General features: G+C 69.9%; 8 protein-coding genes and 2 rRNA genes (1 of these 10 only partly in view). All 10 read left to right on the forward strand.

All coding sequences use genetic code 11. The features are described 5' to 3' along the window. A 23S ribosomal RNA gene (locus FHX82_RS16990) occupies positions 1-2,478 on the forward strand; it begins 633 nt to the left of the window's first position. Between the two features lie 100 nt (positions 2,479-2,578). Then, a 5S ribosomal RNA gene (gene rrf, locus FHX82_RS16995) occupies positions 2,579-2,695 on the forward strand. Positions 2,696-2,796: 101 nt separating this feature from the next. Then, on the forward strand, positions 2,797-5,805 hold the full coding sequence (locus tag FHX82_RS37010) for a hypothetical protein (protein ID WP_229881577.1): 3,009 nt from the start codon (positions 2,797-2,799) through the stop codon (positions 5,803-5,805). Beyond that, a complete protein-coding gene (locus FHX82_RS17005; RefSeq protein ID WP_145939274.1) occupies positions 5,802-6,812 on the forward strand; it encodes an HAD-IIA family hydrolase in 1,011 nt (336 codons plus the stop codon). The genes FHX82_RS37010 and FHX82_RS17005 overlap by 4 nt, the downstream gene beginning before the upstream one ends. Before the next feature lie 13 nt (positions 6,813-6,825). Continuing rightward, positions 6,826-7,041, forward strand: coding sequence for a hypothetical protein (locus tag FHX82_RS17010; RefSeq protein WP_145939275.1), 216 nt, complete (start codon positions 6,826-6,828; stop codon positions 7,039-7,041). 3 nt (positions 7,042-7,044) lie between these two features. After that, positions 7,045-7,854, forward strand: coding sequence for a TlyA family RNA methyltransferase (locus FHX82_RS17015; protein ID WP_145939276.1), 810 nt, complete (start codon positions 7,045-7,047; stop codon positions 7,852-7,854). After that, positions 7,851-8,762, forward strand: a complete 912-nt coding sequence (locus FHX82_RS17020) for an NAD kinase (protein WP_145939277.1) — start codon at positions 7,851-7,853, stop codon at positions 8,760-8,762. The genes FHX82_RS17015 and FHX82_RS17020 overlap by 4 nt, the downstream gene beginning before the upstream one ends. 38 nt (positions 8,763-8,800) lie before the next feature. Beyond that, on the forward strand, positions 8,801-10,594 hold the full coding sequence (gene recN / locus FHX82_RS17025; RefSeq protein WP_183176677.1) for a DNA repair protein RecN: 1,794 nt from the start codon (positions 8,801-8,803) through the stop codon (positions 10,592-10,594). A gap of 257 nt (positions 10,595-10,851) precedes the next feature. Further along, positions 10,852-12,036: a putative cytokinetic ring protein SteA gene (steA, locus tag FHX82_RS17030; RefSeq protein WP_183176678.1), complete on the forward strand. Its 1,185-nt coding sequence runs from the start codon at positions 10,852-10,854 to the stop codon at positions 12,034-12,036. Further along, a complete protein-coding gene (locus FHX82_RS17035) occupies positions 12,033-12,980 on the forward strand; it encodes a copper transporter (protein ID WP_145939169.1) in 948 nt (315 codons plus the stop codon). Before steA ends, FHX82_RS17035 begins: the two co-directional genes overlap by 4 nt. Positions 12,981-13,050: the final 70 nt, after the last annotated feature.

The following is a 13,050-nucleotide window of genomic DNA, read 5'->3' on the forward strand; positions in this document are numbered from 1 at the left end:
CCTCTTTGGAGGGGTGTTGGTGATGGCGTGCCTTTTGAAGAATGAGCCTGCGAGTTAGTGCTGCGTGGCGAGGTTAACCCGTGTGGGGTAGCCGTAGCGAAAGCGAGTCTGAACAGGGCGTTCGAGTCGCGTGGTCTAGACCCGAAGCGGAGTGATCTACCCATGGCCAGGCTGAAGCGCCGGTAAGACGGCGTGGAGGGCCGAACCCACCAGGGTTGAAAACCTGGGGGATGAGTTGTGGGTAGGGGTGAAAGGCCAATCAAACTCCGTGATAGCTGGTTCTCCCCGAAATGCATTTAGGTGCAGCGTCGCGTGTTTCCCATCCGGGGTAGAGCTACTGGATGGCCTAGGGGCCTTACCGGGTTACCGAAGTCAACCAAACTCCGAATACGGGTGGGTGAGAGCGTGGCAGTGAGACGGCGGGGGATAAGCTTCGTCGTCGAGAGGGAAACAGCCCAGAACACCGGCTAAGGCCCCGAAGTGTGTGCTCAGTGGGAAAGGATGTGGGATTGCCCAGACAACCAGGAGGTTGGCTTAGAAGCAGCCACCCTTGAAAGAGTGCGTAATAGCTCACTGGTCAAGTGGTCCTGCGCCGACAATGTAGCGGGGCTTAAGCACACCGCCGAAGCCGTGTCACTACAACATTAGGTCTAACGACTGTTGTGGTGGGTAGGGGAGCGTCCTGCGCCCAGTGAAGCCTCAGTGGAAACTAGGGGTGGAGGGTGTGGGAGTGAGAATGCAGGCATGAGTAGCGAATGCAGAGTGAGAACCTCTGCCGCCGGATGACCAAGGGTTCCTGGGTCAAGTTAATCTGCCCAGGGTGAGTCGGGACCTAAGGCGAGGCCGACAGGCGTAGTCGATGGACAACGGGTTGATATTCCCGTACCCGCGTATGTTCGCCCCTGACGAGGCGCATGAGACTAACCACCCAAAGCCATTGAGGCCTTCGGGTTGAGATGGTGGAGCGTGGGACCTGAGTGTGTAGTAGTCAAGCGATGGGGTGACGCAGGAAGGTAGCCCCGCCAGTGAGTGGTTGTACTGGTGTAAGCGTGTAGGCCGAGTGATAGGCAAATCCGTCACTCGTGAAGGCTGAGACGTGATGCGTAGCCGTTGTGGTGAAGTAGGGTGATCCTATGCTGCCGAGAAAAGCCTCTAGCGAGAACATGTGCGGCCCGTACCCCAAACCGACACAGGTGGTCAGGTAGAGAATACTAAGGCGATCGGGTGAACTGTGGTTAAGGAACTCGGCAAAATGCCCCCGTAACTTCGGGAGAAGGGGGGCCGAAGCACCTGAAGCCTCTTGCGGGCTAGGGTGAGTTGGCCGCAGAGACCAGCGGAAAGCGACTGTTTACTAAAAACACAGGTCCATGCGAAGTCGTAAGACGAGGTATATGGACTGACGCCTGCCCGGTGCTGGAACGTTAAGAGGACCGGTTAACCCTTTCGGGGGTGAAGCTGAGAATTTAAGCGCCAGTAAACGGCGGTGGTAACTATAACCATCCTAAGGTAGCGAAATTCCTTGTCGGGTAAGTTCCGACCTGCACGAATGGCGTAACGACTTTCCGGCTGTCTCAACCACAGGCCCGGCGAAATTGCATTACGAGTAAAGATGCTCGTTACGCGCGGCAGGACGGAAAGACCCCGGGACCTTTACTATAGCTTGGTATTGGTTTTCGGTTCGGTTTGTGTAGGATAGGTGGGAGACTGTGAAGCTGGCACGCTAGTGTTGGTGGAGTCGTTGTTGAAATACCACTCTGGCCGGATTGGGAATCTGAACCTCGGACCGTGAGCCGGTTCAGGGACAGTGCCTGGTGGGTAGTTTAACTGGGGCGGTTGCCTCCTAAAGAGTAACGGAGGCGCCCAAAGGTTCCCTCAGCCTGGTTGGCAATCAGGTGTTGAGTGTAAGTGCACAAGGGAGCTTGACTGTGAGACTGACGGGTCGAGCAGGGACGAAAGTCGGGACTAGTGATCCGGCACCTCCTGGTGGAAGGGGTGTCGCTCAACGGATAAAAGGTACCCCGGGGATAACAGGCTGATCTTGCCCAAGAGTCCATATCGACGGCATGGTTTGGCACCTCGATGTCGGCTCGTCGCATCCTGGGGCCGGAGTAGGTCCCAAGGGTTGGGCTGTTCGCCCATTAAAGCGGCACGCGAGCTGGGTTTAGAACGTCGTGAGACAGTTCGGTCCCTATCCGCCGCGCGCGTAGGAGACTTGAGGAAGGCTGTCCCTAGTACGAGAGGACCGGGACGGACGAACCTCTGGTATGCCAGTTGTTCCGCCAGGGGCATGGCTGGTTAGCTACGTTCGGAAGGGATAACCGCTGAAGGCATCTAAGCGGGAAGCCTGTTCCAAGATGAGGTCTCCCACCCCATGTGGGTTAAGGCCCCCGGAAGACGACCGGGTTGATAGGCCAGAAATGGACGCACAGTAATGTGTTTTCGAGTTGACTGGTACTAATAGGCCGAGGACTTGCCCACAAAGCTGCTACGCATCCGCTCTACGGTTCTGAAACACCACACCAGGTGATTCAGGATCAGATAACTGCATGACGGAACATCTGGTGTGTGATCAGAGTGTTTCGGTGGTCATGGCGGTAGGGAAACGCCCGGTCCCATTCCGAACCCGGAAGCTAAGCCTGCCAGCGCCGATGGTACTGCACTCGTGAGGGTGTGGGAGAGTAGGACACCGCCGAACTCCTTTTCCGAAGGGCCCGCTAGGATAGCCGTTTGGCTGCTCCTAGCGGGCCCTTTGTGCATGTTCAAGATCAGATTTTTTCGCAACACGAGGAGGAACAGGTGGCGGAGTTCGGACGGCGCGACGCAGACGAGGGCGCCGCGTCCGATCGCCCGCGACGCCGTGACTCGGGTCCCGACCAGCGCCGCTCCGGCGCTCCGCGTGGTGACAGGCGGGGGTTCGGCAGCGGTGGCTCGGGACAGCACGACCGCGATCGGGGCAACACCGGTCGCCCGCGTTTTCAGGACCGCGACAACGGCCGCGGCGGCCGGGACGACCGCCGGCACTCGGGCAACGAGCGTGGCGGTGACGACCGCCGTTTCTCCCCGCGTGGCGACAACCGCTCCGGCGGCAGGTTCGACGACCGGCGAGGTGACCGTCCCGGCCAGGGCGACCGCCGGTACTCGGGCGGCGAGCGTGGCGGCGATCGGTCCTCGTGGCAGAAGGACCGTGGCGACCGCCCCCGCTGGAACGACGCGCGCGGAGACAAGCCGAGCTGGAACCGCGACCGCCGCGACGACCGCGGTGGCCCCGGTGGAAGCAACCGGCGCTTCGAAGGACGCGACGACAACCGCCGGTCGAGCGACGGCGGGAACCGCTACGGCAACCGTGATGACCGCCGCCCGAACGACCGTGGCGGCGACCGTCGATTTGGTGACCGCGATGACCGCAGGTCCGACAACCGTGATGACCGCCGCCCGAACGACCGCGGCGGCGACCGCCGGTTCGGCGACCGCGAGCAGAACCGCCGGTCCGACAACCGCGATGACCGCCGTCCCAACGATCGCGGTGGCGACCGCCGATTTGGTGACCGCGACGACCGCAGGTCCGACAACCGCAGCGGCGAGCGCCGGTTCGACAATCGGGGCGGCGACCGTCGCTTCGGCAACGACAACCGGTCCGACAATCGGGGCGGCGGCAGCCGGTTCGACAACCGCGACGACCGTCGCTCGGACAATCGTGGCGGGGAACGCCGGTTCGACAACCGTGATGACCGTCGTCCGAACGACCGTGGTGGCGAGCGTCGCTTCGGTGACCGTGACGACCGCCGGTCGGACAGCCGTGGCGGCGGGCGCGGGTTCGGCGACCGCAATGACAATCGGGGCGGAGAGCGCCGGTTCGACAACCGTGATGACCGCCGCCCGAACGACCGGAGCGGGGACCGTCGCTTCGGCGACCGGAACGACCGCGGTAGTGACCGTCGGCCCAACGACCGGGGTGACCGCAAGTTCGGTGATCGCGACAACCGGGGCGGGGAGCGGCGTTTCGACCGCGACGACAACCGCCGGTCCGGTGCCGGCCGTGGAAGTGACGACCGTGGTGGGCGTCGGGAGTACAACAGCCGGAACGACGCTGCTCGCTCGGACCGTCCCCGTGACGACCGTCCTGAGTCGCGTGACGGGGGGCGCAAGTTCGAGCGCGGGCCGCAGCGGTCCTTCCCGTCGAAGCACTCCGACAAGCCACTCGACGACGCTGCCCTGGCGAAGGAACTGCTCGAAGCACCGGAGCTGCCGGAGGACATCGACTTCGAGGACCTCGACGAGGAGGCCCGCCGCGAGCTGCGGACCCTGCCGCGTGGGCTGGCGGAGACCGTCGGCAAGCACCTGGTCGCCGCGGGCGGTCTGATCGACGACGATCCGGAGGCGGCCCTGGAGCACGCCCGGTACGCGAAGGCGAAGGCTTCTCGGGTACCGATCGTGCGGGAGGCGCTCGGGCTGGTCGCCTACCACGCCGGGAACTGGGCGGAGGCGCTGTCGGAGCTGCGGGCGGTGCGCCGGATGACCCGCACCGACACGCATGTCGCCGTGATCGCCGACGCGGAGCGGGCCCTCGGGCGTCCTGAGCGGGCGCTGGACCTCGCCAAGGATGTGGCCGGCAGCAGCCTGCCGAAGGACGTCGAGGTCGAGCTGCGCATCGTCGCGGCGGGGGCGCGCCGGGACATGGGACAGCTCGACGCGGCGGTGGTTTCGCTGCAGGGGCCGGACCTCGACGAGCGCAAGCGTGACCCGTGGAGCGCGCGGCTGTTCTACGCCTACGCGGACAACCTCGCCGCGGCCGGTCGTCAGGAGGAGGCGATCCGCTGGTTCCTCATCGCGGCCGAGGCCGACGAGAACGAGGAGACCGACGCCGCCGACCGCGCCGCCCGCCTGGCCAACGGCGAGGATGACCCCGACGACGGTGCCGAGAACTCCGCCGACGAGGCGTTCGACGACGAGGATTCCGGCGCCGCTGCTGACGCCGACGACCTCGATCTGGACGACGAGGATGACGAGGAAGCCCCCGCACCGCTCGCCGAGGCCGACGACGACCTCGATCTGGATGGGGAAGGCGCCGGGGACGGTGCTGCCGATCTGGATAAGGAAGGCGCCGTTGGTTCGGAGGGGAAAGCCTCCGCAGGCGTGGGCGGTGGCGCCGTCGAAGCGGGCGCGTCCGACGACGCCGACGGTGAGCACAGTGGGCGTGCTGCCGACCTGAGTGCCGGTGCCGACGCCGGGGACGACATCGCCTCCGACATCGACGAGGGGGAGCCCGCGGCCGCCGAAGCCGCGAGCCCCGCTGCCGAAGGTACGAACGCTGGCCAGAACGACGCCACCGTCGCGGCCGCCGAAGGTGCGAAGCCCGCCGAGGGGCCGGAGGCCACCTCCGCTGCCGCAGGGGCGGCGGCCGGCCAGGACGACACCGTCAGCCCCGCGGACGCGGCGACGGCTGCCGAGGCGCGGGAGGCCACCCCTGCTGCCGCAGGGGTCACGGCTGACCAGGACGACACCGTCAGCCCCGCGGACGCGGCGACGGCTGCCGAGGGGCGAGAGGCCACCTCCGCTGTTGCAGGGGCGACGGCCGACCAGGACGACACCGTCACACCCACCGGCGAAGTGTCGACGGCTGCCGAGGCGCGGGAGGCCACCCCTGCTGCCGCAGGGGTGACGGCTGACCAGGACGACACCGCCAGCCCCGCGGACGCGGCGACGGCTGCCGAGGGGCGGGAGGCCACCACCTCCGCCGCCGAAGGTGCGAAAGACGACACCACCACCGAGGGGCGGGGCGGCGTGAAGGGCGACCAGGCCGAATGACCGACGGCGAGGGGCTCGCGGCCGGATACGACGTGTTGCTGTTCGACCTCGACGGCACCGTCTACCACGGCCCTCAGCCGATCCCTGGTGTGGCCGAGGCGATCCGCGGGCTGCGCGCCCGCGGTATCGCCGTCCGGTTCGTCACCAACAACGCCTCCCGCGCACCCGGGGACGTCGCCGCCACGCTTCGTGGCATGGAGATCGACGCCGAGACCGCCGAGGTCAGCACCAGCGCCCAAGCCGCCGCCAAGATCCTCGGCGATCGGCTGCCTCCCGCGGCCCAGGTGCTCGTCGTCGGTGCGCCCGCGCTCGAGGCCGAGGTCCAGGCCGCCGGGCTCACCCCCGTCCGCGAGGTGAGCCCGGACGTCGCCGCCGTCGTGCAGGGGCACTGGACCGAGACCGGCTGGAAGCACCTCGCCGAAGCGTGCCTCGCCATCCGCGCGGGCGCGCTGTGGGTCGCCTCCAACGTCGACGCCACCCTGCCCACCGAGCGCGGCCTGCTGCCCGGCAACGGCTCCATGGTCGCCGCACTCAAGACCGCCACCAACACCGAACCCGTCGTCGCCGGCAAGCCCGAGGCTCCGCTCTTCCACACCGCGACCCAGTCCGCCGGCGCCACGAAACCCCTGGCCATCGGCGACCGGCTCGACACCGACATCGCGGGCGCCAACACCGCGGGCGTCGACTCGCTGCTGGTGCTCACCGGCGTCTCCACCGCCGCCGACGTACTGGCCGCCGTGCCCGCCGAGCGCCCGACGTACCTCGCCGCCGACCTGGGCGCGCTCGACCAGCCCGCCGACGACCTCACCCCCGGTCCGCAGAAGGGCTGGCAGGTCGACGTCGACGGCGACACGCTCGTCGCGTCCGGCAAGGGCTCCTCGGACGCGTACGCGCTGCTGCGCGCGTTGTGTCACGAAGCGTGGCAATCCGGCGTGACCGATGTGCGCGCCCAGGACGATCTTGCCGCGAAAGCGCTGACGGAGCTGGGGCTTCCGTCGTCGCGATGACGGATCCGTTAGCGTGGTGACCGTGCAGCAACAACCCAGCCCGCAGCCCCGCCCGGTGCCCGGGCCGCCGCCCGGTCCGGCTCCGCAGGCGGACCCGCGCGCCCGGATCGACGAGGCCGTGGCGGGGCTCGACAACCTCGACCGGGTGCCGCTCTCCGAGCACGTCGAGCGCTTCGACGCGGTCCACTCCGAGCTCACGGCGGCCCTGTCCAGCATCGACAGGGTTTGACCGATGCCCCGTAGGGCCCGCCTCGACGCCGAACTCGTCCGCCGGGGCCTCGCCCGCTCCCGCGAGCACGCCAGCTCGCTGATCAGCGAGGGCAAGGTGACCGTGCACGGCATGGTCGCGAGCAAACCCGCCACCGGCGTGGAAACCGGCGCCGCGATCGTCGTGCGCGACGGCGACGACCCCAACTGGGCGTCCCGCGGCGCGTACAAGCTGCTCGGCGCGCTGGACGCGTTCGGCGAACAGGGACTGACCGTCGAGGGCAAACGCTGCCTCGACGCCGGCGCCTCCACCGGCGGGTTCACCGACGTCCTGCTGCGTCGCGGTGCGGCCACTGTCGTCGCCGCCGACGTCGGGCGCGGACTGCTCCACTGGCGGCTGCAGACCGACGACCGCGTGCTCGTGCTGGACAAGACCAACGTGCGCAGCCTGACGCCCGAGCAGACCGGCGGCCCCGTCGACCTCGTCGTCGGCGACCTGTCGTTCATCTCGCTGAAGCTCGTGCTGCCCGCGCTCCTCGCGTGCACGCGACCGGAAGCCGACCTGGTGCCGATGATCAAACCGCAGTTCGAGGTCGGCAAGGAACGGCTCGGCAGCGGCGGTGTCGTCCGCGATCCGGAGCTGCGCGTGCAGGCGGTGCTGGAGGTGCTCGCGGCCGCGGCCGAGCTCGGCCTGCACCCCCACGGCGTGGTCGCCAGCCCCCTGCCGGGACCGTCGGGCAACGTGGAGTACTTCGCCTGGCTGCGCCGGGACGAGTCCACAGTGGACAGCGTGGAGCGCTTGGTGCGCAAGGCTGTCGGAGAGGGTCCGCAGTGACCGGCGAGCGCGAGGTACTGCTGGTCGTGCACCCCGACCGCAACGCGACCCGGGACGCCGCCCGCAAGGTCGCGGCCAAGTTCGCGGCCGCGGGCATCGGGCTGCGCGTCACCGAGGAGGAGGTGCGCGACCTCATCGAGCAGGAGGGCGACGCGCCGCTGTGCAAGCTGGTCGCGCCGCACGACCACCCCGCCGCCGGCGCCGAGCTGGTGCTCGTGCTCGGCGGTGACGGCACGCTGCTGCGGGCGGCGGAGATCGCGCGGCCCGCGGGCGTGCCGGTGCTGGGCGTCAACCTCGGCCGGGTCGGGTTCCTCACCGAGGCCGACTCGGACGCGCTCGAAGAGACCGTGCACCAGGTCGTCGACCAGGACTACACGGTCGAGGAACGCATGACCATCGACGTCTCGGTGACCCTCAACGGCGAACCCGTCGCGGAGACGTGGGCGCTCAACGAGGCGAGCGTCGAGAAGAGCTCACGCGAACGGGTGCTCGACGCGCTGATCGAGGTGGACGGGCGACCGGTGTCCTCCTTCGGCTGCGACGGTGTGCTCTGTGCGACTCCGACCGGCTCCACGGCCTACGCGTTCTCCGCGGGCGGCCCGATCATCTGGCCGGACGTCGAGGCGCTGCTGGTCGTCCCGAGCAACGCACACGCGATGTTCGCCCGCCCGCTGGTCGTCTCGCGGGACTCGGTGATCGCCGTCGGCATCGACCCCGACGGCTCGTCCGCGGTGCTGACCTGCGACGGGCTGCGGCACATCGCGTTGCCGAAGGGGGCGCGGGTGCGGGTCGTGGCGGGGCGGGTCCCGGTGCGGCTCGCGCGCCTGTTCCCGGGGCCGTTCACCGACCGGCTGGTGCACAAGTTCGCGCTGCCGGTGAAGAGCTGGCGGGAACGACACCCAGGCTGAACGACAAAATGTCGGTGGGGGCCGCTACGGTGGGTCCCGTGCTGGCCGAGATGCGCATCCAGGGCCTCGGAGTGATCGAGGACGCCCTGCTCGAACTGCACCCGGGATTCACCGTGGTCACCGGCGAGACAGGGGCCGGCAAGACGATGGTGGTCACCGGGTTGCATCTGCTGTCCGGAGGCCGCGCAGAGGCCTCGAAAGTCCGCAACGGCTCCGGGAAGGCCGTCGTCGAAGGCCGTTTCGAGGGCGTGCTGGCCGAACACGTGGCGCGGATCGTCACCGACGCCGGCGGCGAGCCCGACGAGGACGGCAGCCTGCTGACCATGCGGTCGGTGAGCGCCGACGGGCGCTCGCGCGCGCACCTCGGCGGGCGGTCGGTGCCGGTGAGCGTGCTGTCCGACCTGGCCGACCGGTTGCTCGCCGTGCACGGGCAGAACGACCAGTTGCGCCTGCTGCGTCCCGGCGAGCAGCGTGACGTGCTCGACCGGTTCGCCGGCGAGTCGGTCGCCGAGCCCCTGGCGCGCTACCGCGAGGTCCGCGAGGAGTGGCAGTCGGTGGTGCACGAGCTGGCCGAGCGGCAGAGCCGGTCACGGGAGCTGGCGCAGCAGGCCGACCTGCTGCGGCACGGGCTCGACGAGATCGCGGCGGTCGACCCGCAGGCGGGCGAGGACGCGGAGCTGGCCGAGCAGATCAAGCGGCTCGCGGCGGCCGACGAGCTGCGGGCGGCGGCCAGCTGGGCGCAGAACGCGGTTTCGGGTGCGGCGGACGGCGACCCGGACCAGCCGGGCGCGCTCGGTCTCGTGGGGGAGGCGCGGCGGCGGCTCGCGGCCACCGAGGACCCGGTGCTGCGCGACCTCGAACCGCGGCTGGCCGAGGCCGCGGTGCTGCTGTCGGACGTGGGCGCCGAGCTGGGCGGCTACCTCGACGCGCTGGACGCCGACCCGGAGCGGCTGGAGCAGGTGCTCGCCCGGCAGTCGGACCTGAAGAAGCTCACCCGCAAGTACGCGGCGGACGTCGACGGCGTGCTCGCCTGGGCCGAGGACGCGCGCACGCGGCTGGCAGGGATGGACACGTCGGAGGAGGCGCTGGCGGAGCTGGCCGCCCGGCGGGACGAGCTGGCGGCGCGGCTCGCGGAGCACGCGTCGGCGCTGTCGAAGGCGCGGGCGGTGGCGGCGACGGAGCTGGCGGCCGCCGTCACGCAGGAGCTGGCCGGGCTCGCGATGGGGCAGGCGCAGATCGACGTCACCGTGCAGCGGCGCCCCGCCGAGGCCGGAGACGCGGCCGCGCTGGAGGTCGACGGCGAGCGGGTGCACGCGGGCGGCAGCGGCATCGACGAGGTGGAGCTGCTGCTGCGGGCGCACAACGCGGCGCCGCCGCTGCCGGTGCACAAAGCGGCGTCCGGCGGTGAGCTCTCGCGGGTCATGCTGGCCATCGAGGTGGTGCTCGCGCACGCCGACACGGTGCAGACGCTGGTGTTCGACGAGGTCGACGCCGGGGTCGGCGGCCGCGCGGCGGTCGAGATCGGGCGGCGGCTGGCCCGGCTGGCGCGCAGTCACCAGGTGCTGGTGGTGACGCACCTGCCGCAGGTGGCGGCGTTCGCCGACCGGCACCTGGTGGTGGACAAGGGCACCGCGGAGGGGGTCACGCGCAGCGGGGTGAAGACGCTGGAGCAGTCCGAGCGGGTGCTGGAGCTGGCGCGGATGCTCGCCGGGATGGAGGGCACCGAGACGGGCCGGGCACACGCCGAGGAGCTGCTCGCGGTGGCGGAGGCCGACAAGGCGGCCGCCGACCGCGGGAAGAAGAGCGGCGAGGGCCGGAAGCGGAAGAAGTGAGGATTTTCGGCCTGGTGGTGTGAGGCTCCGCGGGGCGGGGAGCCGGAAGCGCGAGAAGTGAGCGATTCCGGTCCGCCGCCGTGACCCTCCGGAGTGGACGGTCGCCCCCGAGTCCCTCGCGAGCGGGATTTTCCCGCCTCCACCTGCGGGTCGGGCCCTCGGGACCAGCGCAAACGGCGCGCCATCACGCTGGGAAACAATCGCCGCTACGGCGTGTTGTCCACGGCAACGGCCGCGGGTTTGTCACTATCGGTGGCATGAAGCTGACCGGACTGCTGACGCGCAACACGGAGACTCTCCCGGGGATCACCGGCGTCGCCCGGGTGGACCGGCGGACCCGGGAGCTTCTGCGCCGTATCGGACCTGGTGACGTCGTGGTGCTCGACCAGCTCGACCTCGACCGGGCGACCGCCGACGCGCTCGTCGAGGCCGAGGTCGCCGCGGTGGTCAACGCGTCGCCGTCGATCTCCGGGCGTTTTCCCAACCTCGGGCCGGAAGTCGTGGTCGGCGCGGGCATCCCGCTGATCGACGGCGTCGGCGGGGAGATCCTGCGCCGCCTCAAGGACGGCACCAAGGTGCGGCTCCACGAAGGCATCGTGTACGTCGGGGAGCGGCGCATCGCGTCCGGCGCCGAGCAGACCCGCGAGAGCATCGCCGACCAGATGATCGAGGCCAAGGCCGGGATGTCCACCCAGCTGGAAGCCTTCTCCGCCAACACGATCGAGTTCCTGCGCCGGGAACGCACGCTGATCCTCGACGGCGTCGGCGTGCCCGAGGTGCGCGTGCCGCTGCGGGACCGGCACGTGCTGGTCGTCGCGCCCGGCAAGGGCCACCTCGCGGACCTCAAGGCGCTCAAGAAGTACATCGCCGAGCACCGGCCCGTGCTGGTCGGCGTGGACGGCGGCGCCGACGCGCTGCGGGAGCTGAAGTACCAGCCGGACATCATCGTCGGCGACCCGACCGGCGTCGACGCCCAAACCCTCAAGTGCGGGGCCGAGGTCGTCGTGCCCGCGCAGCCCGACGGGCACGCGCCGGGTGTCACGCGGATCCAGGACCTGGGCATCGGCGCCGTCACCTTCCCCGCGTCCGGCAACGCCGAGGACCTCGCCCTGCTGCTGGCCGACGCTCACCAGGCGAGCCTGGTCGTCACTGTCGGCTTCCAGGCCACGCTGGCCGAGTTCCTCGACCACGGCCGCTCCGGCTCCAACCCGTCCACGTTCCTCACCCGCCTCAAGCTGGGCACGAAACTCGTGGACGGCAAGGCGGTCGCGGCGCTGCACCGCAGCCGCGTCTCGCTCGGCGCGGTCGTGCTGCTCGTGCTCGCCGCGCTCGTGGTGGTCGCCGTCGCGCTGCTGATGTCCGACGTCGGCAGCGTCTACCTCGACTGGATCCACCACACCTGGCACTCGTTCACCAGCTGGCTCAAGGGGCTTTTCGCGTGATTTCTCTGCGGTACCACATCGTCTCGATCGCGGCGGTGTTCCTCGCGCTCGCCGTCGGCGTGGTGCTCGGGTCGACGGCGCTGAGCGGGTCGTTGCTGTCCGGGCTCTCGAACGAGAAGGGCGAGCTCGCCAGCCAGGTGTCCGACCTGCAGGCACAGCGCACCGACCTGAACGCCCGCCTCGCCGACGCCGACGCGTTCGCCGGGTCGATGGGGCCGAAGGTCGTCGCGGGCGCGCTCGCGCAGCGTTCGGTCGTGCTGGTCACCACCGAGGACGCCAAACCCGCCGACCGCGACGCGCTCAAGCAGCTGATCGGCCAGGCCGGGGCCACCGTCACCGGCGAGCTGCAGCTGACCTCGTCCTTTGTGGACCCGGCGAAGGCGGACCAGCTGCGCCAGCTCGTGACACGTCTGCAGCCGGCCGGTTCGGTGTTCCCGACCGCCGGTGACCCCGGCACGCTCGCCGGGGCGCTCGTGGGCTCGGTGCTGTTGCTGAACAAGGACACCGCGCGGCCGCAGTCGACCCCCGACGAGCTGGCCGCGGCGATCGGAGGGCTCACCGACGGCGGTTTCGTCAAGGCCAGCCCCAGCATCGGGCCGGGGCAGCTGGCCGTGGTGCTCACCAGCGGGCAGGCGGACGGTGACGGTGCGGGCGACAAGGCCGCGACGCTGGCGCGGTTCGCCACGCAGCTGGACCGCTCGGGCGCCGGCACGGTGCTGGCCGGGGACCCCGCGTCGGCCGAGGGCACCGGCGCGGTCGGCGTGGTGCGGGCCGACACCTCCGCGACCTCGATCCTGTCCACTGTGGACAACGTGAACACGGCGGCCGGGCGCATCGCGACGGTGCTGGCGCTGCGCGAGCAGCTCGACGGCGCGGTGGGGCGGTACGGGATCGCGGGCAACGCGCAGGCGCCCGCGCCCGGCGTGAACGCCGCCGGGAGCTGAGCGCGGCAGGGCGCGTCACACCGCCACTGGCGTCCGGCGCCGGGATCGGAGATCACTAGCGTTCCGGCGC

The organism is Amycolatopsis bartoniae, from assembly GCF_014191255.1.
Lineage (GTDB): Bacteria > Actinomycetota > Actinomycetes > Mycobacteriales > Pseudonocardiaceae > Amycolatopsis_E > Amycolatopsis_E bartoniae.

Excerpts from the sequence above, each read along its gene's own strand:
- FHX82_RS17005 (WP_145939274.1), top strand. The coding sequence starts at position 5,802 with ATGACCGACGGCGAGGGGCTCGCGGCCGGATACGACGTGTTGCTGTTC.
- FHX82_RS17015 (WP_145939276.1), top strand. The coding sequence starts at position 7,045 with ATGCCCCGTAGGGCCCGCCTCGACGCCGAACTCGTCCGCCGGGGCCTC.
- steA (WP_183176678.1), top strand. The coding sequence starts at position 10,852 with ATGAAGCTGACCGGACTGCTGACGCGCAACACGGAGACTCTCCCGGGG.